The sequence below is a fragment of the Niallia alba genome, assembly GCF_012933555.1.
Taxonomy (GTDB): Bacteria; Bacillota; Bacilli; order Bacillales; family Cytobacillaceae; genus Niallia; species Niallia alba.
This window is the reverse complement of the sequence record NZ_JABBPK010000001.1, coordinates 4,038,187-4,063,555: the sequence shown is the minus strand read 5'-3', so window position 1 is coordinate 4,063,555 and position 25,369 is coordinate 4,038,187. Positions and strand designations below refer to the sequence as shown.

18 protein-coding genes are annotated in these 25,369 nt (G+C 35.7%); 16 read left to right on the top strand and 2 right to left on the bottom strand.

The window, feature by feature from the left end; all coding sequences use genetic code 11:
* Positions 1–23 precede the first annotated feature (23 nt).
* On the bottom strand, positions 24–653 hold the full coding sequence (locus HHU08_RS19455) for a TetR/AcrR family transcriptional regulator (RefSeq protein ID WP_101729285.1): 630 nt from the start codon (positions 651–653) through the stop codon (positions 24–26).
* Between the two features lie 371 nt (positions 654–1,024).
* On the opposite strand from HHU08_RS19455, the gene adhE (HHU08_RS19450) reads away from it, so the two are divergent.
* A complete protein-coding gene (adhE, locus tag HHU08_RS19450) occupies positions 1,025–3,637 on the top strand; it encodes a bifunctional acetaldehyde-CoA/alcohol dehydrogenase (RefSeq protein ID WP_016203387.1) in 2,613 nt (870 codons plus the stop codon).
* 413 nt (positions 3,638–4,050) lie between these two features.
* Positions 4,051–6,654, top strand: coding sequence for a bifunctional acetaldehyde-CoA/alcohol dehydrogenase (gene adhE / locus HHU08_RS19445; RefSeq protein ID WP_169189083.1), 2,604 nt, complete (start codon positions 4,051–4,053; stop codon positions 6,652–6,654).
* A 69-nt stretch (positions 6,655–6,723) separates the two neighbouring features.
* Here adhE (HHU08_RS19445) and HHU08_RS19440 read toward each other — a convergent pair whose 3' ends face one another.
* On the bottom strand, positions 6,724–7,749 hold the full coding sequence (locus HHU08_RS19440; RefSeq protein ID WP_016203386.1) for an HD-GYP domain-containing protein: 1,026 nt from the start codon (positions 7,747–7,749) through the stop codon (positions 6,724–6,726).
* Between the two features lie 259 nt (positions 7,750–8,008).
* On the opposite strand from HHU08_RS19440, the gene HHU08_RS19435 reads away from it, so the two are divergent.
* The 14 genes from HHU08_RS19435 to hisD all read left to right on the top strand — a co-directional run bounded on the left by HHU08_RS19435 (position 8,009) and on the right by hisD (position 25,330).
* The gene (locus HHU08_RS19435; protein ID WP_016203385.1) at positions 8,009–8,290 is read left to right on the top strand and encodes a hypothetical protein; all 282 of its coding nucleotides are present in this window, start codon (positions 8,009–8,011) and stop codon (positions 8,288–8,290) included.
* Positions 8,291–9,744: 1,454 nt separating this feature from the next.
* Positions 9,745–10,608, top strand: a complete 864-nt coding sequence (locus HHU08_RS19430) for an STAS domain-containing protein (protein WP_101729282.1) — start codon at positions 9,745–9,747, stop codon at positions 10,606–10,608.
* Between the two features lie 16 nt (positions 10,609–10,624).
* Positions 10,625–10,858: a CsbA family protein gene (locus tag HHU08_RS19425; protein ID WP_016203893.1), complete on the top strand. Its 234-nt coding sequence runs from the start codon at positions 10,625–10,627 to the stop codon at positions 10,856–10,858.
* A 351-nt stretch (positions 10,859–11,209) separates the two neighbouring features.
* Positions 11,210–13,189 (top strand): excinuclease ABC subunit UvrB, encoded by a 1,980-nt coding sequence (gene uvrB / locus HHU08_RS19420; RefSeq protein ID WP_169189082.1) that lies wholly within the window; start codon positions 11,210–11,212, stop codon positions 13,187–13,189.
* Positions 13,190–13,197: 8 nt separating this feature from the next.
* Positions 13,198–16,074, top strand: a complete 2,877-nt coding sequence (gene uvrA / locus HHU08_RS19415) for an excinuclease ABC subunit UvrA (RefSeq protein ID WP_169189080.1) — start codon at positions 13,198–13,200, stop codon at positions 16,072–16,074.
* Positions 16,075–16,586: 512 nt separating this feature from the next.
* Entirely contained in the window at positions 16,587–17,711 is a 1,125-nt protein-coding gene (locus tag HHU08_RS19410; protein ID WP_169189079.1) for a DUF4097 family beta strand repeat-containing protein, read from the top strand.
* Positions 17,712–17,848: 137 nt separating this feature from the next.
* Complete coding sequence (locus HHU08_RS19405; protein ID WP_169189078.1) at positions 17,849–18,202, top strand: phage holin family protein; 354 nt, start codon at positions 17,849–17,851, stop codon at positions 18,200–18,202.
* Between the two features lie 339 nt (positions 18,203–18,541).
* A complete protein-coding gene (gene hprK / locus HHU08_RS19400) occupies positions 18,542–19,471 on the top strand; it encodes an HPr(Ser) kinase/phosphatase (protein ID WP_016203888.1) in 930 nt (309 codons plus the stop codon).
* A 91-nt stretch (positions 19,472–19,562) separates the two neighbouring features.
* Positions 19,563–20,375, top strand: coding sequence for a prolipoprotein diacylglyceryl transferase (gene lgt / locus HHU08_RS19395; protein ID WP_169189077.1), 813 nt, complete (start codon positions 19,563–19,565; stop codon positions 20,373–20,375).
* 20 nt (positions 20,376–20,395) lie between these two features.
* Positions 20,396–21,049: a pyrophosphatase PpaX gene (gene ppaX / locus HHU08_RS19390; RefSeq protein WP_016203886.1), complete on the top strand. Its 654-nt coding sequence runs from the start codon at positions 20,396–20,398 to the stop codon at positions 21,047–21,049.
* Positions 21,046–21,579, top strand: coding sequence for an acyltransferase (locus HHU08_RS19385; protein ID WP_169189076.1), 534 nt, complete (start codon positions 21,046–21,048; stop codon positions 21,577–21,579). Before ppaX ends, HHU08_RS19385 begins: the two co-directional genes overlap by 4 nt.
* A 638-nt stretch (positions 21,580–22,217) precedes the next feature.
* Positions 22,218–23,402 (top strand): ATP phosphoribosyltransferase regulatory subunit, encoded by a 1,185-nt coding sequence (locus HHU08_RS19380; protein ID WP_169189716.1) that lies wholly within the window; start codon positions 22,218–22,220, stop codon positions 23,400–23,402.
* Positions 23,399–24,043 (top strand): ATP phosphoribosyltransferase, encoded by a 645-nt coding sequence (hisG, locus tag HHU08_RS19375; protein ID WP_101729275.1) that lies wholly within the window; start codon positions 23,399–23,401, stop codon positions 24,041–24,043. The genes HHU08_RS19380 and hisG overlap by 4 nt, the downstream gene beginning before the upstream one ends.
* Before the next feature lie 18 nt (positions 24,044–24,061).
* Positions 24,062–25,330, top strand: coding sequence for a histidinol dehydrogenase (gene hisD, locus HHU08_RS19370; protein WP_169189075.1), 1,269 nt, complete (start codon positions 24,062–24,064; stop codon positions 25,328–25,330).
* Positions 25,331–25,369: the final 39 nt, after the last annotated feature.

The following is a 25,369-nucleotide window of genomic DNA, read 5'->3' as shown; positions in this document are numbered from 1 at the left end:
ATGAAGTGTTTTTTGAAAGAACATTACCTATTTACTAGTCCAAATAAAAATAGGTGAACGATTAACTTTGCTTTCCGCTTAATTTCCTTTTTTTGTTGTTCAGTGGAAAGTTGTTTCATATAAGCAGGTTGCATGGCTGTTTGAATGTATTGAAGAAACATTAACGCAATTTCCTCGCTATTACTCTCTATGGTTTGAAAGGAAATACTGTCATTGCTCTTTTCTTCTAGATCAAACACTTGAATAATGGGTTTTAAAAATCCCTCTTGCCAGCGAATTCTTAATTGCGTTTGTATATCATTGGGCATTTCATGTTGTAAGTCGTGGAACATTTGCATTAAATCTTCTTGATAATTTTCTAAAAAGTAAATAGCGATTTGATAGATACATTCTTCTAGATTTTGAAATTCTTCCGTAATTTTTAATAGAGCGTGTTCTGTTTGTTGAATAGAGGTATTAATTACTGCTTTATAAATGTCTTGCTTATTCTTAAAATGGTGATATAAGGCTGGCTGTGTTATCCCACAATGTTCTGCAATCATTCTTGTACTAACTTTTCGATATCCTAATTCCATAAACAGCTGATAGGAGACACGGATAATAAATTGATAGGTATCATGATTAGCACTTGTTCTATCTATTTTTTTATTCACATTGTAAACCCTTTCATTGTTGATTTTATCACATTTTATATTATAGAAAAAATAAGGGGATTTTTCAAATTTGTATAAAATGTGAACAACATTGTGAAAAAATGCACAAAATTTTATGAATAGGCTTGAAGGTTTCAGCAAGTCGTTATATGATTAGTTTGTAAAGAAAAACAACAAGAAACTACGAAAAGATGCAACAAGATTGTAGGAAGTTAGTAGGCAAAGTTAACTACTATATTAGTAGTTTTTCTTTAAAGAATTATTTGTGAAAATATTCACAAATAGACTACTTGGATAAAGTGGTTTTTTCTTTAAAGTAATTTGTGAATAATTTCACATTATAATTATTCTCTATATTGGAGGGATCTACGATGTCAGTTGTTGAAAAAGAAGTAAAAGCGAAAAATGAGCAAGTAGATGTGCAAGCAGTTATTGATGAAATGGCGGCGAAAGGGAAAAAAGCTCTAAATGAGTTTATGTCCTTAGATCAAGAGCAAGTAGATGAAGTTGTAAAAGCAATGGCTCTTGCCGGTTTAGATAAACATATGTATCTAGCTAAACTTGCTGTTGAAGAAACGGGAAGAGGCATTTACGAAGATAAAATTACAAAGAATATATTCTCGACTGAATATATCTACCATAATATTAAGTACGATCGTACCGTTGGCGTAATAAATGAAGACCAACAAACAGGAATTGTGGAAATTGCTGACCCAGTCGGTGTAATTGCAGGGGTAACACCTGTTACAAACCCAACATCTACTACTATGTTTAAAGCAATTATTGCTATAAAAACACGTAATCCAATTATTTTTGCTTTCCATCCATCCGCACAGAAATGTAGCAGTGAAGCAGCAAGAATCTTAAGAGATGCAGCTGTGAAAGCAGGGGCACCAGAAAACTGTATTCAATGGGTAGAAAAACCTTCTATTGAAACAACAAAAGCGTTAATGAACCATAATGACATTGCTTTAATTCTTGCAACTGGTGGACCAGGAATGGTTAAATCTGCATATAGTTGTGGAAAACCTGCACTTGGTGTTGGAGCTGGTAACGTACCTTGTTATATCGAAAAAACAGCAAAAGTAAAAAGAGCAGTGAATGATTTAATTCTTTCTAAGACATTTGATAATGGAATGATTTGCGCATCTGAACAAGCTGTAATCATCGATAAAGAAATATATGATGAAGTCAAAAATCTATTGATAAGAAATAGTTGTTACTTCTTAAACAATGAAGAGCTAGCAAAAGTAGAAAAACTAGTAATTAATGAAAATACATGTGCAGTAAATCCAGATATCGTTGGTAAATCTGCTCATTATATCGCTGGTTTAGCAGGAGTAAAAGTTCCAGAAGATACAAAAATTCTTCTTGCAGAATTAGAAGCAGTTGGACCAAATTACCCGCTATCAAGAGAAAAATTGAGTCCAGTACTTGCATGCTATAAAGTAGAATCAACAGAAGAAGGAATCAAACGCGCAGAAGAAATGCTAGAATTCGGTGGATTAGGACACTCAGCTGTTATTCACTCTGAAGATCCAAAAGTAGTTGAAAGCTTTGCGTTAAGAATGAAAGCATGCCGCATCATCAACAATGCACCATCTTCTCAAGGCGCAATTGGTGACATCTACAATGCCTTCATGCCATCTTTAACACTTGGCTGCGGATCTTATGGTAAAAACTCTGTATCTACTAACGTAACAGACATTCATTTATTGAATGTTAAAAAACTAGCTAAAAGGAATGTAAATATGCAATGGTTTAAAGTTCCATCAAAAATTTATTTTGAGAAAAACTCTGTACAATATTTACAAAAAATGAAGGATATCTCTAGAGTATTTATCGTAACAGATCCATACATGGTTAAATTCGGATATGTAGATAAATTACTTTATAACTTAAGAAAACGTTCAAACCTAGTGCAAGTAGAAGTATTTTCAGATGTTGAGCCAGATCCATCTATTGAAACAGTTGTTAGAGGAACAGAAATGATGGCTAAATTCCAACCAGACTGCATTATTGCGCTTGGTGGTGGATCTCCAATGGATGCAGCAAAAGGTATGTGGTTATTCTACGAACATCCAAATGAGGAGTTCTTCGGATTAAAGCAAAAATTCTTAGATATCCGTAAAAGGGTTTATAAATATCCTTCTTTAGGTGGAAAAGCTAAATTTGTTGCAATTCCAACTACTTCTGGTACTGGATCTGAAGTAACATCTTTCGCAGTAATTACAGATAAAGAACAAAATATTAAATATCCATTAGCAGATTATGAATTAACACCAGATGTAGCAATCATCGATCCACAATTTGTTATGACAGTTCCACCAGCAGTTACAGCAGATACTGGTATGGACGTATTAACACATGCGGTGGAAGCATATGTATCTAATATGGCCAATGACTATACAGATGCATTAGCTGTGAAAGCAGTTCAATTGATATTTGAATATTTACCAAGAGCATATCGTAATGGTAATGACGAAGAGGCTCGTGAAAAAGTGCATAATGCATCTACAATAGCTGGTATGGCTTTCGCAAATGCTTTCTTAGGAATTAACCATAGTTTAGCTCATAAATTAGGAGCAGAATTCCATATTGCCCATGGGCGTTCAAATGCTATCTTAATGCCACATGTTATCCGTTACAATGCGGAGAAACCGAAGAAGTTCACAGCGTTCCCTAAATATGAATACTTTAAAGCAGATGAACGCTATGCAGAGCTTGCAAGAATTCTAGGATTGCCAGCTAATACAGTGGAACAAGGTGTAGATAACTTTGTGAAAGCAGTAATCAGACTTGGAAAAGAGTTAAATATCCCAATGAGTATTGCAGCACAAGGAGTAGATGCAAAAGAATTCGAAGCAAAAGTAGATTATTTAGCAGATCGTGCCTTTGAAGATCAATGTACAACAGCAAACCCTAAATTACCGTTAGTAACAGAATTAGCAGATATTTATCGCAAAGCGTATAAAGGGGTTTAAAGATAAGAAAGAGAAATTTTCGTGATGGACAAAAAATAAATGTTAGCGAACTGTTCCAAACAGAGGTTCAGACCCTACAAGAACAATACTTGTAAGGTTTGATACCTCAAGGACAGTTCTTTTTTTGGGGAAACAACTTGATAGATTAAGTTATCCTTATTTGACTTTTGTGAATTTTTTGTGAATAAAAATGAAAGCCTTTTCAATAAATTGCGAAAAAATGTTTTTTTATGTTGAAGATTTTGGAAATACCTTTTAAAATGATACATGAAAAGAGCATCCAAAGAAGGACATCAAATTAATGATGAAAAAGGGGATGTGGTCAATTGAATAAATAGTTTCTTTTGGGAGAAGAGAGAAATCGCTAGTATTCTTTATGTGAGCGCTATCAAAAGAGAGGGGTGTAGTTAGAAATGTCGATTACAGAAAATGAGGTAAATAAGAAGAAAGAAAATATCGATTTAATGAATGAGATGGCGACCAAAGGGAAAAAAGCATTAGAAGCATTTTATCAATTAGACCAACAACAAGTTGATCGGATAGTAAAAGAAATGGCAGTAGCAGGCTTGGATAAGCATATGTATTTAGCCAAGTTAGCTGTAGAGGAAACGGGGAGAGGGGTTTATGAAGATAAAATTATAAAAAATATTTTTTCCACTGAATATATCTATAATAATATTAAATATGATCGTACAGTTGGGATAATTCGTGATGATGATCAAACTGGCATTGTGGAAATTGCAGATCCTATTGGGGTTATTGCAGGTGTAACACCTGTTACGAATCCAACATCTACGACGATGTTTAAGGCGATTATTGCAATTAAAACAAGAAATCCGATTATATTTGCATTTCATCCATCTGCCCAGAAATGTAGTAGCGAAGCAGCTCGAATCTTAAGAGATGCGGCTGTGGAGGCCGGTGCACCAAAAGATTGTATTCAATGGATTGAAAAACCATCGATTGAAATGACACAAGAGCTAATGAATCATCCGGAAATTTCGTTAATTCTCGCTACAGGTGGGCCAGGGATGGTGAAATCCGCTTATAGCAGTGGAAAACCAGCACTAGGAGTTGGCCCAGGAAATGTTCCATGTTATATCGAAAAATCAGCAAAAATTAAGAGGGCAGTCAACGATTTGATTTTATCAAAAACTTTTGATAATGGAATGATTTGTGCTTCTGAGCAGGCAGTAATTATTGACAAAGAAATTTATAATCAAGTTAAAAATGAGTTAATTCATTATAAGTGTTATTTTTTGAATGAAGAAGAAAGAAAAAAAGTAGAAAAGCTTGTTATAAATGAAGCAACCTGCGCTGTAAATCCCAATATTGTAGGGAAATCCGCTTCTTATATAGCTAAATTAGCAGGGGTTGAAGTGCCTAAGGATACGAAGGTATTACTAGCAGAACTGGAAGGTGTTGGAGCAGATTTCCCGTTATCCAGAGAGAAGTTAAGTCCTGTGCTAGCTTGTTATAAAGTTAAATCGACAGAAGAAGGAATAAAGCGAGCGGAAGAAATGCTAGAATTCGGTGGCTTAGGACATACAGCAGTTATTCATTCGGAAGATGATGAGGTAGTAAAAGAATTTTCATTAAGAGTAAAGGCTTGCAGAATTATCAATAATGCTCCGTCTTCACAAGGTGCGATAGGAGACATTTATAATGCTTTTGTTCCATCTTTAACGTTAGGCTGTGGATCTTATGGTAAAAACTCTGTTTCTACAAATGTAACAGATGTTCATTTACTCAATACTAAAAAACTAGCTAAAAGGAATGTAAATATGCAATGGTTTAAAATTCCACCAAAAATTTATTTTGAAAAGAATGCTGTTCAATATTTACAAAAAATGAATGATATTTCTCGGGTATTTATTGTAACAGATGGTTTTATGGTGAAGTTAGGATATGTAGAAAAATTATTGTATCATTTACGAAAAAGATCAAATATGGTGCATGTAGAAGTCTTCTCAGACGTAGAACCAGATCCGTCATTAGATACGGTTCAAAGAGGAACAGAACAAATGGTTAAATTCCAGCCGGATTGTATTATTGCATTAGGCGGGGGATCTGCAATGGATGCCGCCAAAGGAATGTGGTTATTCTATGAGCATCCAGATGAAGAGTTCTTTGGCTTAAAACAAAAATTCTTAGATATTCGTAAAAGAGTGTACACGTATCCAAAATTAGGAGAAAAAGCAAAAATGGTAGCGATCCCAACCACTTCTGGAACTGGTTCAGAGGTTACTTCTTTTGCCGTAATTACAGATAAAAAACAAAATATCAAATACCCATTGGCAGACTATGAATTAACTCCAGATGTTGCTATTATCGACCCACAATTTGTGATGACTGTTCCTCCTGTTATTACAGCAGATACAGGAATGGACGTGTTAACACATGCTGTTGAAGCATATGTTTCCATTATGGCCAATGACTATACTGACGCATTAGCTGTGAAAGCCGTGCAATTAATCTTTGAATATTTACCAAGAGCGTATCGCAATGGCAATGACGAAGAAGCACGTGAAAAAGTGCATAATGCATCTACCATAGCAGGGATGGCATTTGCTAATGCCTTCTTAGGAATTAACCATAGCTTAGCTCATAAATTGGGTGCGGAATTCCATATTGCCCATGGACGTTCAAATGCTATCTTAATGCCGCATGTAATTCGTTATAATGCAGAGAAGCCGAAAAAACTGGCTAGTTTCCCTAAATATGAGCATTTTAAGGCAGATCAGCGTTATGCAGAGCTTGCAAGAATCTTAGGTTTGCCAGCTAATACAGTGGAAGAAGGAGTAGAAAACTTTATTAATGCGGTAATCCGTTTAGGGAAAGAACTGAATATTCCAATGAGTATTGCAGCACAAGGGGTAGATGCAAAAGCATTTGAAGCAAAAGTAGATTATTTAGCAGACCGCGCTTTTGAAGATCAATGTACAACAGCTAACCCTAAATTGCCGTTAGTAACAGAATTAGCAGATATTTATCGCAAAGCATATAAAGGGGTTTAAAAATCTTAATCAGAAAAAATGGCCGAATCATTCGTGATTTGGCCATTTTTATTGGTGGAATAATTATTATTAATTTGCTAATCCAGAAATTTTCAAAGAGGACGCCCTACGTAAGTCTATATAAGCATCCTTTTGACGAACTAATGGTAAATGTGGCTCATTTTGATGGATAAAAATGATTTCTGCTATTTCATTATTGGATAAGGTGACCTTTTTAAAAAGTTGTTTCCGCATAATAAAATTGGTGAAAGGTATAACAATAGCAGGATTTAAAGCATTCCCATATGATTCATTCACTAATTCATAGATGGCTTCAAAGTGAGATTTCTTTTCTTTATAGGTATAAGCAGAGCACATGCTATTAAAGCTGTCTGCTACGGAAACGATTTGAATTAGGAAAGGAATCTCCTTTTCCGTTCGTTGAGATGGATAGCCTTTGCCATTTATTTTTTCATGATGTAATAGAGCAGTTCTTGATATTAAAATATCCAATTGAGCAATTTGAAATAACATACTTTTTCCATATATCGTGTGTTTTTGGATTTCCTTATATTCTTTTTGGGTCAAGCGATTCTGTGCTTCTATAATAGATGAATCGATTTTTAGCATGCCGATGTCGTGAAATAACCCCATTTGACTAAGTAAGTGACATTGTTTTCTAGATAAGCCTAGTATTTTTCCGATAATCGCTGAAATAACACCAACGTTAATACTATGTTGATAAATATAGTCTTTTGGCGAAGTTTCTTGATGAATAATTTCTAAAATATTTAATTCTTGCAGGGAAAAATCTATTATTTTTTCATAAGTATGTAGAAGATTTTCAACCTTGCTATCATCCTGTTCTAGTATATGATGGAAGGTTTGTTTCACTTCATCTAATAAACTAGTAAATGTATCACTTACGGAGACAGGTGAGGTTTCTTCTGTAGAGCTAATTACATCAAATGGATTTACTTGATGCTTCGTGAGCAATTCTACATGTTTCTTTGTAAGAGTTGCACCCTTTTTTAGTAGAAATAAACCTTCAATGGAGTTAGAATAAACATCTTTTTTTATACGATACCCAATAATATCTTCCGTTCCTTTTTCCATATCATTTGTCTCCTTTATATAATGGTCATATTGCTACGTCGCATCCCCTTATTAGTAAATATTACCTTACCTCCATCTTGGATAAAACAGACTTTTTAACTAGTTGGAATAATTCTTTTTGCCTATTTTAGTAGAAGTTACTAGGGAATAAGGCCTTTGACATTGTTTTCCTATTATAATAGCTATATATTGACCAGAAAATATAGAAGGAATTGACCAGATTAGAAGATATAAGACGTTTTTAGAGAGGAGAATACACATGAATAAAAATCTATCGAAATCGTTGCTTATACATAAGGAAAAGAAATATCAATACCATATAAATCTTATTCATAATGAATTAATGAAATATCACACGATAAAAATACCTAATCAAAATATCGAAATTAAAAATCAGGAGTTAGAAGATTGGATTATAGAAAAACTAAGCCCAGAAGAAATTGATGAGATCATCTTTTTATTAGAAAATGCGAAGAAAAGAGCATCATCTGTGAAACCAATCTTTCAAGTGATTGCAACGAGTCTATTAAAAAATGTCTAAGTTGTTCCTTTTCTCTCTTACGAAGAAAAGGCTTCTTGCTTGTTTCACTATGGCGACAACTATATAATAGTATATATTTATCCCACTCTTAACGGACAGTAAGACTCCCCCCTTAAGCTTCTGAGAATACGAGGAAGATAGGAGGGAGATCAACTGTCCGTAAAGGTCCGATTGGTTCAACTAACCATCAGTGGGGGAGGAAGGAAAACCCCCCACTGATAGAAGTTTCACTTTATCCCACTCTTAACGGACAGTAAGACTCCCCCCTTAAGCTTCTGAGAATACGAGGAAGATAGGAGGGAGATCAACTGTCCGTAAAGGTCCGATTGGTTCAACTAACCATCAGTGGGGGAGGAAGGAAAACCCCCCACTGATAGAAGTTTCACTTTATCCCACTCTTAACGGACAGTAAGACTCCCCCCTTAAGCTTCTGAGAATACGAGGAAGATAGGAGGGAGATCAACTGTCCGTAAAGGTCCGATTGGTTCAACTAACCATCAGTGGGGGAGGAAGGAAAACCCCCCACTGATAGAAGTTTCACTTTATCCCACTCTTAACGGACAGTAAGACTCCCCCCTTAAGCTTCTGAGAATACGAGGAAGATAGGAGGGAGATCAACTGTCCGTAAAGGTCCGATTGGTTCAACTAACCATCAGTGGGGGAGGAAGGAAAACCCCCCACTGATAGAAGTTTCACTTTATCCCACTCTTAACGGACAGTAAGACTCCCCCCTTAAGCTTCTGAGAATACGAGGAAGATAGGAGGGAGATCAACTGTCCGTAAAGGTCCGATTGGTTCAACTAACCATCAGTGGGGGAGGAAGGAAAACCCCCCACTGATAGAAGTTTCACTTTATCCCACTCTTAACGGACAGTAAGACTCCCCCCTTAAGCTTCTGAGAATACGAGGAAGATAGGAGGGAGATCAACTGTCCGTAAAGGTCCGATTGGTTCAACTAACCATCAGTGGGGGAGGAAGGAAAACCCCCCACTGATAGAAGTTTCACTTTATCCCACTCTTAACGGACAGTAAGACTCCCCCCTTAAGCTTCTGAGAATACGAGGAAGATAGGAGGGAGATCAACTGTCCGTAAAGGTCCGATTGGTTCAACTAACCATCAGTGGGGGAGGAAGGAAAACCCCCCACTGATAGAAGTTTCACTTTATCCCACTCTTAACGGACAGTAAGACTTCCCCCTTAAGCTTCTGAGAATACGAGGAAGATAGGAGGGAGATCAACTGTCCGTAAAGGTCCGATTGGTTCAACTAACCATTAGTGGGGAGGAAGGAAAAACTCCACTGATGGAAGTTTCACTTTATTTACAAATGCGAAGAATGCAATTCAAAAAAGTAAGAACGACTAAATATAGTGGTGAATATATCGATTTTTTCTATGAGAATTTGATATTATAAAATGCAATGAAGCATTGTTTCTTGAATTAGGAGGAGAAATAGTTGGAACCATGTATGCAAAGCCTATATACCTTTTTAAATGATCATCTTGTAGATATGCGCAAGGAATGGTTAAACAAAATAGAAAATAACCCATCTAACTTTTATTCAATCAATAAATCAGCAGAGAATACAGAAGAACTAATTACAGCCCACCAAATTCTTTTGGAAAATGTGATTAAGGTTTTTATTGAGGATGAAGCTGTATATTCAGCAAATATTTCTAAATGGGCTGTTAAAGTTGCAGAAAAACGTGCGAAAGATTTAGTTCCTATTTTGGAATCAATTGAACAGCTTAACACGGTTAAAGGAATTCTTATATCTTATGTGGAGAAGTTTTCAGAGGAATCTACTGCTCATTTAACAATAACTACCTTGTTTGAATGGATACGTCTCATCCATTATGCTTTTGATTTATTTGTAAATATATTTATTGGCTCTTACGATGAATACAAATTCCAGCAATTAACTGCACAACAAGAAACCATTTATGAATTAAGTAGTCCGGTTATACCGATTACAAAGGGGATTGGTGTGTTGCCACTAATTGGCGATATTGATACAAAGAGAGCGCAATTAATTATGGAAAATACATTGAAAGAATGTAATGAAAAACGATTTAATCATTTATTCATTGATTTATCAGGTGTACCACTAATCGATACAATGGTTGCCCATCAAATATTTCAAGTTATTCATGCTTTGCGATTAATTGGCGTAAAAGGATATCTTTCTGGGTTAAGACCTGAAGTCGCACAAACAGCTATTCAATTAGGCGTTGATTTCAGTCATATTCCAATTTTTAATAATTTAGCCAGTGCGCTTGGGAAGTTCGGTCTAACGGTCAATGAAGTGAAATATGTGTAAATAGAGGTGTATGTAGATGGGAAAATATCTAGCTGCCCTATTTTTTCCGTGTTTATTAGTAATCCTATTTTCAAGAGCGACTTATTATCCAATTATCGGCTTAGTTTTAACCGTCGCCTTAATTGCTGCTTCCGTTTATAGAGGATATACTGATACATTTTTGCTCATTGTCGTCGATGCTTTTTCCATGACGGTTGGCTATATGATTAGTAGGAAATGGAAAGATCGGTTAGCAAATAAAGATGCTTGAGTTTAAGTTGAAAAAAAGAAAAAAGAATAGAGAAGGAGAATGACTAAACGAATTTACGTCGATAAAGATGATAGGTATTTTCGTTAGTCATTTTTTTATGGAATTTTGCTTTTTAATACAGATGAAAAGCGTGATAAAATAAATCGAATGTTTGTTCTCTTTTTTGTGGTTTGAAAAGGATGGTTTGTGGTAGAATGGTGATATGTTGATTACATAGCTTAAATGGATAGAGTGGAGACTGTTAAACGAATGTGGTTTTACATTTAAAGGACCATAAATAAATCTTTATCATAGAGTGTCAAAGAAATGTACGAACGGGAATAGAAAGTATACAGATCGGAGGATGGTTTAGTGAGTCATGATTTTGAGTTAGTTTCAAAGTATACTCCTCAAGGTGATCAGCCAGGAGCGATAGAAAAACTAGTATCAGGTATTCGAGCAGGTGACAAAATTCAGACGTTGCTAGGGGCAACTGGTACTGGTAAAACCTTTACAGTAAGCAATGTGATTAAAGAAGTAAAAAAGCCAACGTTAATCATTGCTCACAATAAAACATTAGCTGGTCAATTATATAGTGAGTTTAAGGAATTTTTTCCTAATAATGCAGTAGAGTATTTTGTTAGCTACTATGATTATTACCAACCAGAAGCATATGTCCCACAAACAGATACATTTATCGAAAAGGACGCAAGCATCAATGATGAAATCGATAAACTTCGTCATTCAGCAACATCCTCTTTATTTGAAAGAGATGACGTCATCATTATTGCCAGCGTTTCTTGTATTTATGGATTAGGTTCTCCAGAAGAGTATCGAGAAATGGTTGTATCGTTAAGATCGGGGATGGAATTAGAAAGAAATCAATTGCTGCGTAAATTAGTTGATATCCAATATGATCGAAATGATATTGATTTTAAACGGGGAACATTTCGTGTTCGCGGGGATGTAGTGGAAATTTTCCCGGCATCTCGTGACGAACATTGTATCAGAGTAGAGTTTTTTGGAGATGAAATTGACCGGATTCGCGAAGTAGATGCATTAACAGGAGAGATATTAGGGGAACGAAACCATATTGCTATTTTTCCTGCTTCTCACTTCGTAACAAGAGAAGAAAAAATGAAAATAGCGATTGAGAACATTGAAAAGGAATTAGAGGAACAATTAGAAAAATTAAGAGCAGATAATAAATTATTAGAAGCTCAACGGCTAGAACAACGCTCACGTTATGATTTAGAAATGATGAGAGAGATGGGATTCTGTTCTGGAATAGAAAACTATTCAAGACATTTAACATTAAGACCTCCTGGATCTACTCCTTATACTTTGTTGGATTATTTTCCAAAAGACTTTCTTCTTGTTATCGACGAATCTCATGTTACATTACCGCAGATTAGAGGAATGTATAATGGTGACCAAGCACGGAAAAATGTGTTGGTAGATCATGGTTTTCGCTTACCATCAGCCCTTGATAACCGTCCGTTGACCTTTGGAGAATTCGAGAAGCATATTAATCAAATGATTTGTGTATCTGCAACACCTGGCCCATATGAAATTGAGCATACTCCAGTTATGATTGAACAAATAATTCGTCCGACTGGATTACTTGATCCGACGATTGACGTTCGGCCGATTGAAGGACAAATTGATGATCTAATTGCTGAGATTCATGAAAGAATTAAACGAAATGAACGGGTATTGGTAACAACACTTACGAAAAAAATGTCAGAGGACTTAACTGATTATCTGAAAGATATAGGAATTAAAGTACAGTATTTGCATTCCGAAGTAAAAACGTTAGAACGGATTGAAATTATTCGGGAATTACGTCTTGGAAAATATGATGTACTAGTAGGAATTAACTTATTAAGGGAAGGACTGGACATTCCAGAGGTATCATTAGTCACAATTTTAGATGCTGATAAAGAAGGTTTCCTTCGTTCGGAGAGATCGTTAATTCAAACAATCGGGCGAGCAGCAAGAAATGCTAATGGTCATGTCGTCATGTATGCAGATAAGATGACTCATTCCATGGAAGTTGCCATAAGTGAAACGAAAAGACGTAGAGAAATTCAAGAGAAATATAATGAAGAACATGGAATAATTCCGCAAACGATTCAAAAAGGCATTAGAGATTCAATCCGTGCAACACAGGCAGCAGAAGAGCCAGAAGAATATGCGGCATCTACTAAACTTGATAAATTGACGAAAAAAGAAAAAGAGGCAATGATCGCACAAATGGAGTCAGAAATGAAAGAAGCAGCCAAAGCTTTGAATTTCGAAAGAGCAGCAGAGCTTCGCGATCTATTGCTTGAATTAAAGGCTGAGGGGTGAGAGAAGCAATGGCAAAAGATAAACTTATTGTAAAAGGTGCAAGAGCAAACAATTTAAAAAATATTGATATAACTATCCCAAGAGATCAATTAGTAGTCATAACCGGTTTATCTGGTTCTGGGAAATCTTCCCTCGCTTTTGATACCATATATGCGGAAGGACAACGAAGATATGTAGAATCTTTATCTGCTTATGCTCGTCAGTTTTTAGGGCAAATGGATAAGCCAGATGTTGATTCGATTGAAGGATTATCACCGGCTATTTCCATTGATCAGAAAACAACAAGTCGAAATCCACGTTCTACTGTTGGGACAGTAACGGAAATTTATGATTACTTAAGGTTATTATACGCAAGGGTTGGGAGACCAACTTGCCCAGAGCATGGAATTGAAATTTCCTCACAGACAATTGAGCAGATGGTTGACCGAATCCTAGAATATCCTGAAAGAACGAGACTTCAAGTTTTAGCACCTGTAGTATCAGGGCGCAAAGGGACTCATGGGAAAGTGCTTGAAGATGTGAAAAAGCAAGGATATGTTCGATTACGTATTGATGGAGAAATGCATGAAATTGGCGATGATATTTCTTTAGAGAAAAACAAGAAACATAATATTGAAGTAGTTATTGATCGTCTAGTTGTAAAAGAGGGAATTACAGCTCGTTTAGCAGATTCATTAGAATCAGCATTACAATTCGGAAATGGCAAAGTTATTATTGACGTTATTGGACAGGAGGAATTATTATTTAGCGAGCATCATGCTTGTCCAATTTGCGGTTTCTCGATTGGCGAATTAGAACCTAGACTTTTTTCCTTTAATAGCCCATTTGGAGCGTGTCCAGATTGTGATGGACTTGGAAATAAATTAGTTGTTGATGTGGACTTGATTATTCCTGATTGGAATTTAACTTTAAAAGAAAATGCAATAGCTCCATGGGAATCCATTAGTTCTCAATACTATCCACAGCTTCTTGAAAGTATATGTAATCATTATGGTATTGACATGAATATACCAGTTAAGGATATTCCTAAAAACCTAATGGACAAAATTCTTTATGGATCTGGAAAAGAATATATTCATTTCCGTTACGAAAATGATTTTGGTCAAGTGAGAGAAAATGATATTCAATTTGAGGGCGTTATTCGAAATGTCGAAAGAAGATACAAGGAGACAAGTTCTGACTATATTCGAGAACAAATGCAAAAATATATGGCAGAACAGCCTTGTCGTACATGTAAAGGATATCGTTTAAAAAAAGAAGCCTTAGCTGTATTAATTAATGGACAGCATATTGGGAAAATTACGGAAAAATCAGTTGTGGAATGCTATCAATTTATGGAGCAGGTTGATCTAACAGACAAGGAAAAACAAATTGCTATTTTGATTCTTAGAGAAATAAAAGAGCGAGTTGGATTTTTAATAAATGTTGGGCTGGATTACCTAACATTAAGTAGAGCTGCAGGTACCTTATCCGGTGGTGAAGCACAGAGGATTCGTTTGGCGACACAAATTGGCTCAAGACTCACTGGTGTGCTCTATATTCTAGATGAGCCTTCCATCGGTCTTCATCAAAGAGATAATGATAAATTAATTGATACATTAAGACAAATGCGCGACATAGGAAATACATTGATTGTTGTAGAGCATGATGAAGATACGATGATGGCTGCAGACTACTTAATTGATGTAGGACCTGGTGCTGGTGTCCATGGAGGAGAAATTATTTCAGTCGGAACTCCTGAGGAAGTAATGAATGATTCAGAATCGATAACAGGTCAATATTTATCAGGGAAAAAGTTCATTCCACTTCCGTTAGAAAGAAAGAAAAGTGATGGCAGATTTATTGAAATCACTGGTGCAAAAGAAAATAATTTAAAAAATGTAAGTGTAAAAATCCCACTAGGAATGTTTGTTTCTGTTACAGGTGTTTCTGGTTCAGGGAAAAGTACATTGATTAATGAAATTCTCCATAAAAGCTTAGCCCAAAAGCTTAATCGTGCAAAAGCGAAGCCGGGTGCGCATAAAGAAATTAAGGGGATCGAACAATTGGAAAAAGTCATTGATATTGATCAGTCACCAATTGGACGAACTCCAAGGTCGAATCCTGCCACTTATACTGGAGTGTTTGATGATATTAGAGATGTTTTTGCAACAACTAATGAAGCAAAAGTACGAGGGTATAAAAAAGGTCGTTTTAGTTTTAATGTCAAAGGCGGAAGATGTGAAGCTTGCCGTGGTGATGGAATTATAAAAATTGAAATGCATTTCCTACCAGATGTTTATGTTCCGTGTGAAGTCTGTCATGGAAAGCGATATAATCGCGAAACATTAGAAGTGAAGTATAAAGGAAAAAATATTTCTGACGTATTGGAAATGACAGTGGAAGATGGTGTAGCTTTCTTTGAAAACATACCGAAGATTCATCGTAAACTCCAAACAATTGTAGATGTTGGTTTAGGATATATTAAGCTAGGACAGCCAGCCACTACTTTATCAGGTGGAGAAGCTCAAAGGGTAAAATTAGCTTCAGAATTACATCGACGTTCTACTGGTAAGTCTTTTTACATTCTTGATGAGCCGACTACGGGCTTGCATGTTGATGATATTTCAAGATTGCTGACTGTCCTGCAACGATTGGTAGAGAATGGCGATACCGTCCTTGTCATTGAGCATAATCTTGATGTTATAAAGACGACAGATTATATTATCGATTTAGGACCAGAAGGTGGCGATAAAGGTGGTACAATCTTAGGATCCGGAACACCTGAAGACATTGCCAATTTAGAAGGCTCCTATACTGGTAAGTATTTAAAGCCAATTTTAGAAAGAGATCGGCAAAGAATGAAAAAAAGTATCGAAGAAGCAGAGAAGATTGCTACAACTTAATATTGAATAAAGAGATGGGGAGAGCAGATGAGTCGACTTATTAAAGTTGCTCACCTACCAGAGGGCCTCGTCTCTTTTTCATTTCTTATAGAGAAATTCTTCTGAAATAGAAAATAACTACATAAAATAAAAAGGATTCTTAGCAAAGAATATATTCGAAATGAAACTTTTAGAAGGGATGATTCGTATAAAAATACAGAAGCCGATAATATGAAGGTTACTGAATGTTTGAGGCAATTTGTATTAATAGTAAATGCAGCCAATAAATATCATTAAAAGTAGTTATTTTCAAAAAAATGTTGCTTTTCATTCTTTGTTCTAAATCGGGAGTGAAATGGAGCGATTAAGTTTTTGCGTTTAGCTGTTTTCTAAAAGGTTGTTGTTTTTTTCAATAGAAGAAAATAATCTTATTTTTGATTACATTCATTTTATAATGTGCAGTTTCGTATCTTATCTAATTTAGGTGGAGGTTTTAAAGGAATAAAATCGTTCATTTTTGAGGAGGATTTAAAGTGGCAGATGAGAAAAAGCGAATTTTAGAACTAGTGGAAAGTGGCAAATTGACCGTAGATGAAGCATTAAAGCTAATGGAAAAGGTTGATGAAGTAAATGAGAAGAAGTCACTCAATGAAGACGAAAAGAAAATATTAGAAGATTTTCAAGAAGAAACAAAGTTTCATGAAAAGAAGAAAGAAACAAATTCAAATTATGGATTTAATTTTCAATCTGCGAAAGATAAGCTCTTTGACTTTGTTGATACAACGATAAAAAAGGTGAAGGAAGTAGACCTAGATTTAAACTTTGGTCATTTTGAAGAAGTTTCTCATATTTTTCAATACAATAATATCACACCAAAAAAGTTAGATATTGATATTCCAAATGGAGAAGTGGAGCTTATTCCATGGGATCAAGAAGAAGTTAGTATTGAATGTAAAGCAAAGGTATATCGCGTAAATTCGTTAGAAGAAGCAAAAAATGTGTTTTTAAAGGAAGTAGATGTAATTGTAGATGATGAGAAATTACTAGTAAAAACGAATCATAAATGGATGAAGGTAAAAACGCAAGTTTATATCCCACAAACTTCGTATGAATCAGCCATCGTTCGTTTATTTAATGGACCCATTACTACATTTGATGTTAAAGCGGAAAAATTGTATGCTAAAACGGCTAATGGTAAAATAATGTTACAGGCTGGTGAAAATAAAAAAGTAGAAGCGGATGCGGCAAACGGCAGTATTAAAGTCGAAAAAGGCAATATAGAAAAACTTGACGCTGAAACGATAAATGGATCGATTACAGTTGAAGGTTATTTTAATAAAGTCGATTTACAATCCTTTAACGGCAGTATTTTATGCACAAACCATTCGGAAACATGTGAAGTGTTTGAACTTCAAGGAACAACAGGTAGTATCGAGGTAAGCTTACCAGAAACATTAGCGGTTAGTGGAGAGTTAAAAACGAATTTCGGTGGATTTAATGTAGAGTTAGAGGGGATACAAATAGTAGAAGAGAAAAATGAAGTTCTTCAAAAGACGTTACAATTTAAATCGATACAATCAAGTGAGCATCATACAAAAATTGATGCTAATACAAAAACAGGATCGATTAAAGTGAAGAAGATTGAAAAAAATAATTAATTATAATAGAGGAAACCGATAAGGTAATTAAACTCGGGATGGAAAAACATATGCGAATTTCTAATTCTGTTCGTTTAGATTGTTTTTTCCCTATAACCAGTATCGGTTTCTACTATGCTTAATGAGGAGTAATTGGAATGAGATGGATAGTAGGAATACTAATTAATGCTATTTTCTTTGTAGCATTGGCTGGTTTATTTCAAGATCAATTTTATTTATCAGGGATTGGTGCTGCGATTGGAGCAAGCGTTATTTTATCCTTGCTAAATATTATTGTTAAACCAATATTAATTTTATTGACATTACCTGTAACAATTCTTTCGCTAGGACTATTTTTATTTGTCATCAATGCTATTACATTGTCATTAACAGACAGATTGATGGGAGACAGTCTTGAAATTTCAAGTTTTGGTATGTGCTTGCTTTTTAGCATTTTACTTTCACTTTGCAATATAATTGTTCAAAATACAGTCCTTCGAGAAAAAGGGTAAGAGGCTGCCAGATATAGAAGTGGAAACTATTCCATTGCTTTATCTGGCAGTTTTTTTGTCTTTTTATCCTACTGTTAACGGATAGTAAGCTGCGGAAAATCGAAGAAGATATCCGTTAAGTACAACAAATCATTAGGAGGGGATGAGGAAAAAAACTATTGATGAAAGTTTTCTTTATTTTAGAATACCTTTTCCTAATAATTTGACTGAATTCTAGCATATATTTATCTTTTAATGCTAAAATAAGGTGAATATGGAATTATAAATAATGACTAAAATTAAACAGTTTTTTTCTGTTTATAAAAACTTAACAGCAAGGACCTTTAAAGGAGGAGCTTCATGGCGGCAAAAGTACTAATAAAAGATGTGATTGAAGAGTTTGATTTAGAAATTGTAAGTGGAGAAGAAGGTATTAATCGACCAATTACAGTTAGTGATATATCAAGACCAGGTTTAGAAATGGCTGGTTATTTTAACTATTATCCTGCAGAGCGTGTTCAGCTGTTAGGTAAGACTGAACTTTCCTTTGCAGAACGATTAAGTGAGGAAGAAAGAGCAAACCGCTTAACGAAATTATGTAGTGATACTACTCCAGGAATCATTATTACGCGAAATATGGAAGTACCACCGCAATTAATCGAAGCATCAGAGGAATTAGCAGTACCAGTATTACGTTCTAAGCATAAAACATCGCTTTTTTCCAGTCGACTTACTAATTTCTTGGAAAGAAAACTAGCGCCTACTACGGCTGTTCATGGTGTTCTTGTTGATATTTATGGTGTGGGCGTGTTAATCACTGGTAAAAGTGGTGTAGGTAAAAGTGAAACAGCTCTTGAGCTTGTTAAGCGTGGACACCGATTAGTGGCTGATGATTGTGTGGAAATAAGACAAGAAGATGAAAACTTAATTGTCGGCAGTTCACCAGAACTAATTGAACATTTATTGGAAATTCGTGGTTTAGGGATTATTAATGTAATGACTTTATTTGGAGCAGGGGCTGTGCGAACGCACAAAAAGATTTCATTAGTTATGTCGCTAGAACTATGGGAACAGAACAAGCAATATGACCGTTTAGGCTTAGATGAAGAAAAAATGAAAATAATTGATACAGAAGTAACGAAGCTTACAATTCCAGTTCGCCCAGGACGAAACTTAGCGGTCATTATTGAAGTAGCGGCAATGAATTTCCGCTTAAAACGCATGGGCGTGAATGCAGCAGAACAATTCACAAATAAACTAAATAATGTTATATCGGACGAAAGAAAGTAAATAGATGGTAGAAAAAGGGAACTAAAAGGTGAGATAAAAGTAAAATATTTATTATGCCTTTAAACATTCCTTGGGAATAGGAGGAAATCAGATGGAAGATATACGACCAATTGATCCAGTTGCATTTTCATTAGGACCAATTGATGTCCGCTGGTATGGACTTATAATCGGTTCAGGATTGATTCTTGCGCTAATTATTGCAATGCGCGAAGGGAATAGGAGAGGACTTGGAAAGGATGACTTTCCCGATTTAATGCTATGGGCTATTCCAATCTCGATAATATGTGCAAGAATTTATTATGTCATTTTTGAGTGGAGCTATTATAAAGACCACCTAGGAGATATCCCGAAAATTTGGAATGGTGGTATTGCCATTCATGGGGCTTTAATCGGAGCTGTCGTTACTACTTATATTTTTACAAAGAAAAAGGGCATATCTTTCTGGAAAATGGCAGATATAGCAGCACCAAGTATTATTCTTGGACAAGCAATTGGCCGCTGGGGAAACTTTATGAACCAAGAGGCCCATGGCGGGGAAGTAACACGATCGTTTTTAGAAGGATTGCATTTACCAACTTTTATCATTGATCAGATGTATATTAACGGAACATACTATCATCCTACTTTTTTATATGAATCATTATGGAATATTGTTGGATTCGTGATTTTACTAGCTTTACGAAAAGTAAATTTACGTAGAGGAGAAATATTCTTATCTTATGTTATTTGGTATTCGATTGGAAGATTCTTTATAGAAGGAATGAGAACAGACAGTTTAATGATTGGTGAATTACGAATGGCTCAATTAATTTCTTTAGCTTTAATTGTTCTTTCTGCTGTCACAATCGCTTATCGAAGAAAAGCAGGATTGGCACATGAACGTTATTTAGATACAAATGGTTAATAATAGAAAGGATGTTTCGGTTGACTGGAAAGATTAATACAGCATTATTTGATTTAGATGGGACGCTAATTAATACAAATGAATTAATTATTTCCTCTTACTTACATACATTAAATCATTATTACCCAGGAAAATATGAGCGAAAAGATGTCATTCCTTTCATGGGGCCTCCATTATTAGAAACATTTGAATCGATTGATAAATGGAGAGCGCCAGAAATGATGACGATGTATCGTAGTTATAATATTGAAAATCATGATAAAATTGTCACCATTTTTGATGGTGTATATGATGCAATCAAAGAACTGAAGCAAAGAGGCTTTAAGCTAGCGATTGTTTCAACGAAATTATCAGATGTAGTAGAAATGGGTCTTAAATTAACAAAATTAGATGAGTTTTTTGACGTAGTGGTTGCTTTGGATCATGTAACAAAGGCAAAGCCAGATCCAGAGCCAGTCCTTCTTGCACTTGAAAAATTAAAGGCATCCCCGTCAGAAGCGATTATGGTCGGAGATAATAAACATGATATATTGTCAGGAAAAAATGCGGGTACTTTAACAGCAGGTGTAGCTTGGACACTAAAGGGGAAGGAATTCTTACAGGAATACAACCCTGATTATATTTTTGAGAATATGAAAGATATCCTTTCTATTCCTGAAGTCCAATCATCATGAGAAAGACGACAAGATATCCGGTAAGTGGACCAAACTCGCTGTGGCATGTTTATAAAACGGTCCCTTTTTTAAAAGTAATCAAAAATTTTATCGTTATCCAGACAGCAAGATATATGCCTTTTTTAAAAGCTAAGAACTGGATGTACCGCAAGCTTTTGAAAATGAAGGTAGGAGACCAAACTTCTTTTGCTTTAATGGTAATGCTAGATATTATGTTTCCTGAAAAAATCAGGGTAGGCAAGAATAGTGTCATAGGGTACAATACAACCATTCTTGCTCATGAATATTTAATAGAGGAATACAGGATAGGTGAGATTGAAATTGGCGATGAAGTAATGATAGGTGCCAATTCAACGATTCTTCCTGGTGTGAAAATCGGTGACCGTGCGATTGTCTCTGCAGGTACACTAGTACATAAAGATGTTCCCGCTGGATATTTTGTTGGCGGAAATCCGATGCAAGTCATTTATACTGCAGAACAAATGGAAGAGCGCAGAAAAAGCGAGCCTTCCTATGTAATGGATGAATAAATAAAGTAAACCTATCTTCCGTTATTCCAAGATTTATTATCTTTGAGTAACGAATAGATAGGTCTTTTTAAAAATTTCAGAATTAATAAAAAATATATGTTAAGCAATTACTTTATCTCACTCATAAAGACTATCTCAAGCTGCGGAAAATCGAAGAAGCTAGGTGGGGAATAAACTGTCCGTAAAGGTTCGATAAGTGCAACTAACCATCAGTGGTGTTGAGGAAAAAACCCAACTGATGGAAGTTTACTTTATATAGTTGGGGTTTTATTAATTAGGCTGTTTTCTAGAGGATTATTATTTTTTCAATAGGAAAAATGAATTAGTAGGAAAAATGGAGCAACCGGAATACACGTAGGCTCCTGTGGATTAGCAAGACAGTCTGAAACCCCGGAGGCGAAGCTGAGGAGACTTAGCGCGAGCCCCACTGAAAGCGAAGTGTATTCTGGCTGCGGGGCATAGCCACAAACTTTACGAAAACAGCCATTAATTAAAATAATAATTTTTAGAAAGATCCAATAAATGAAACTTTTCTCTTGACCTATGATAAGGTGAAGAGTACACTAAAAACAACTCTTTAATTTGGTAGTATATTAGCGAACTAAAGCATTCTGAATTTTAAAACACGAGGTGTAATGATGAGTAGCTTATTTATGTTTGAAAAGCCATTAGGCATGAGAGATACATTACCAGCGATTTACGAAAGAAAATATAAAGTAAAACAAAAGATAGATGTAGAAATAAAAAAATGGGGCTATCAATTTATTGAAACTCCGACATTGGAATACTATGAAACAGTTGGGACAGCGTCTGCTATTTTAGATCAGCAGCTTTTTAAATTACTGGATCAACAAGGACATACACTTGTACTTCGCCCAGATATGACAGCCCCGATAGCGAGAGTAGCGGCATCTAAGCTTTTATCAGAAGAATTGCCATTGCGCCTTGCTTATAATGCGTCTGTTTTTCGCGCGCAGCAACGAGAAGGAGGGAGACCAGCTGAATTTGAGCAAATAGGCGTTGAGTATATTGGCGATAAAACAATTAGTGCAGATGGAGAAGGGATTTCTTTGCTTATTTCCTCTCTCCAACAAGCTGAAGTAGACAATTATCAAGTATCAGTTGGACATATAGGGTTCGTCCAGGCGTTTTTTCAACAAATCCTTGGAACGAAAGAAAGAGCAGATAGTTTAACGAAATATTTATATGAGAAAAACTATGTCGGATATCGCCAGCATGTCGAACAGCTTGCTTTATCAAGCATTGATAAACAGCGACTAAATGATTTCTTAAAGCTTAGGGGAAGTGAAGAAGTTATAAGTCTTGCTTATCAATTAATAGAAGGAAATCAGGGGGCAAAAGCAATTGATGACTTAAAGCAGCTTTGGGAAATTCTTGTTGATTATGAAGTAGCAGATAGAGTGACATTTGATTTATCCCTTGTTAGTCATATGAGTTACTATACTGGTATTGTCTATGAAGTTTATGCAGAAGGGGTAGGTTTTCCGATTGGGAGCGGCGGACGCTATGATTTATTATTAGAGAAATTCGGAAAAAGAACTGGAGCTACTGGGTTTGCTATTCGGGTTGATCGATTATTAGAGGCACTTGGGAATGGGAAAAAACCAGGAACTATTCAATGCATTTTATTCAGTAATGAGCGTAGAAAAGAAGCGTTCCAATTAGCGCAAGAAAAGAGGCAAGCTGGAATCCATGTCATTACGCAAGATATTAATGGAGTTAAAGATGTGGATGCTTGTACGAAGCAATACAGTGAAATCATCCTATTGGTCGGGAAAAAAGGAGTGGAGGTTGTCAAATGAATGAGATGTTAACTATCGCCATGCCGAAAGGAAGAATATTCGAAGAGGCAGCTGACTTATTAAGAGATGCAGGCTTTCGTTTACCAGCAGAATTTGATGACTCCCGTAAATTAATTATTGATGTCGAAGAAGAAAACTTCCGCTTTATCTTGGCCAAACCAATGGATGTTCCAACATATGTGGAGCACGGGGTTGCAGACTTAGGAATCGCTGGGAAAGATGTTATGTTAGAAGAAGAAAGAGATGTATATGAATTATTAGATTTACATATTAGTGCATGTTATTTAGCAGTAGCAGGTCTTCCTCATACAGAGCTGAATGAAATTGCGCCAAGAATTGCAACGAAATATCCAAATGTTGCAGCAGCTTATTTTCGTGAACAAGGATCTCAAGTAGAAATCATTAAACTTAATGGTTCAATCGAGCTTGCGCCAATCATTGGCTTAACAGATAGAATCGTAGATATAGTTTCGACGGGAAAAACCCTTGTAGAAAATGGTCTTGTTGAGTACGAAAGAATTGTAGATATCACCTCGAGATTAATTGTAAATCCGGCAAGCTATCGATTAAAGGATAAACGAATTAGTGAATTGGTAGAAAGAGTTCAGCAAGTAGTAAAGGCGAATTTAACAGTGAAATAACTAGAAAGGGGTTTCTAGATGAGGATTGTGACAGATATAGAGAATATTTGCTTAAAGCGTTCTGTTGATGCTGGATCAGAAGAACAGCGAAAAGCAGTTATGGAGATAATGGACCAAGTCAAAAGAAAAGGTGATCAAGCGCTTATAGAATATACAAAAAAATGGGATGGCGCCGAGCTGACAAGTCTCCTAGTAAGGGAAGAAGAGATAGCGGCTGCTTACGATCATGTTGAAACGGAAATGATTTCAATAATGAAGGAAGCGGCAGCCAACATTAAAGAATACCATCAAAAACAGCTGAAAACTTCGTGGAACTTTACCCAAGAAAACGGATCAGTCCTTGGTCAAAGGATTCTGCCTCTAGATTCAGTTGGTGTATATGTACCTGGTGGAACAGCAGCTTATCCTTCATCCGTGTTAATGAATGTGATTCCAGCTTTAGTTGCAGGAGTGAAACGAATTGTGATGGTATCACCACCAAATGAGAACGGCAATCTTCCTAGTGCAGTTTTAGTGGCAGCTGATATAGCGGGGGTAAAAGAAATTTATAAAGTAGGAGGAGCACAAGCTATAGCAGCATTAGCTTATGGGACAGAGTCGATTGAAAAGGTTGATAAGATTGTTGGTCCTGGAAATATTTTTGTTGCCCTTGCAAAGAGAGAAGTATTTGGAGATGTAGCGATAGATATGATTGCTGGTCCGAGTGAAATTGCCATCCTAGCAGATGCAACAGCAGTTGCTAAAGAAATCGCAGCAGATCTATTATCACAGGCTGAGCATGACGAAAGAGCTTCATCGGTTCTTGTCACAACATCTATTTCATTAGCAGAAGAGGTTATTAATGAAGTGGAGCAACAGTTAAATGATTTACCAAGAAAAGAAATAGCGAAAAAATCAATTGATCAATATGGGTTGATAGTAGTCGTTAAAACACTAGATGAAGCCACCACAGCAATTAATACAATTGCTCCAGAACATTTAGAAATAATAACAGAAAATCCATATGATATCCTCGAAAACATTCGCCATGCTGGCTCTATATTTATAGGGAGATATAGCTCAGAACCAGTTGGAGATTATTTTGCTGGAACAAACCATGTACTGCCTACAAATGGAACAGCAAGATTCTCCAATCCATTAAATGTGGACGATTTTCAAAAAAAATCTAGTATTACCCATTACAGTGAAGCAGCCTTTAAAGAAAATGCCTATAAAATAGCCAAATTTGCACGATTAGAAGGTTTAGAAGCCCATGCAAGAGCAATAGAAGCACGATATGAGGAGTAGTTGCTATTTACAAAAAATTGGTTAGATTGAGACTTGGAA

What these genes read in the sequence shown, in the direction of transcription:
- adhE (WP_016203387.1), top strand. Translation starts at nt 1,025, where the DNA reads ATGTCAGTTGTTGAAAAAGAAGTAAAAGCGAAAAATGAGCAAGTAGAT.
- adhE (WP_169189083.1), top strand. Translation starts at nt 4,051, where the DNA reads ATGTCGATTACAGAAAATGAGGTAAATAAGAAGAAAGAAAATATCGAT.
- HHU08_RS19440 (WP_016203386.1), bottom strand. Translation starts at nt 7,749, where the DNA reads ATGGAAAAAGGAACGGAAGATATTATTGGGTATCGTATAAAAAAAGAT.
- HHU08_RS19435 (WP_016203385.1), top strand. Translation starts at nt 8,009, where the DNA reads ATGAATAAAAATCTATCGAAATCGTTGCTTATACATAAGGAAAAGAAA.
- HHU08_RS19425 (WP_016203893.1), top strand. Translation starts at nt 10,625, where the DNA reads ATGGGAAAATATCTAGCTGCCCTATTTTTTCCGTGTTTATTAGTAATC.
- uvrA (WP_169189080.1), top strand. Translation starts at nt 13,198, where the DNA reads ATGGCAAAAGATAAACTTATTGTAAAAGGTGCAAGAGCAAACAATTTA.
- HHU08_RS19405 (WP_169189078.1), top strand. Translation starts at nt 17,849, where the DNA reads ATGAGATGGATAGTAGGAATACTAATTAATGCTATTTTCTTTGTAGCA.
- hprK (WP_016203888.1), top strand. Translation starts at nt 18,542, where the DNA reads ATGGCGGCAAAAGTACTAATAAAAGATGTGATTGAAGAGTTTGATTTA.
- lgt (WP_169189077.1), top strand. Translation starts at nt 19,563, where the DNA reads ATGGAAGATATACGACCAATTGATCCAGTTGCATTTTCATTAGGACCA.
- HHU08_RS19385 (WP_169189076.1), top strand. Translation starts at nt 21,046, where the DNA reads ATGAGAAAGACGACAAGATATCCGGTAAGTGGACCAAACTCGCTGTGG.
- HHU08_RS19380 (WP_169189716.1), top strand. Translation starts at nt 22,218, where the DNA reads ATGAGTAGCTTATTTATGTTTGAAAAGCCATTAGGCATGAGAGATACA.
- hisG (WP_101729275.1), top strand. Translation starts at nt 23,399, where the DNA reads ATGAATGAGATGTTAACTATCGCCATGCCGAAAGGAAGAATATTCGAA.
- hisD (WP_169189075.1), top strand. Translation starts at nt 24,062, where the DNA reads ATGAGGATTGTGACAGATATAGAGAATATTTGCTTAAAGCGTTCTGTT.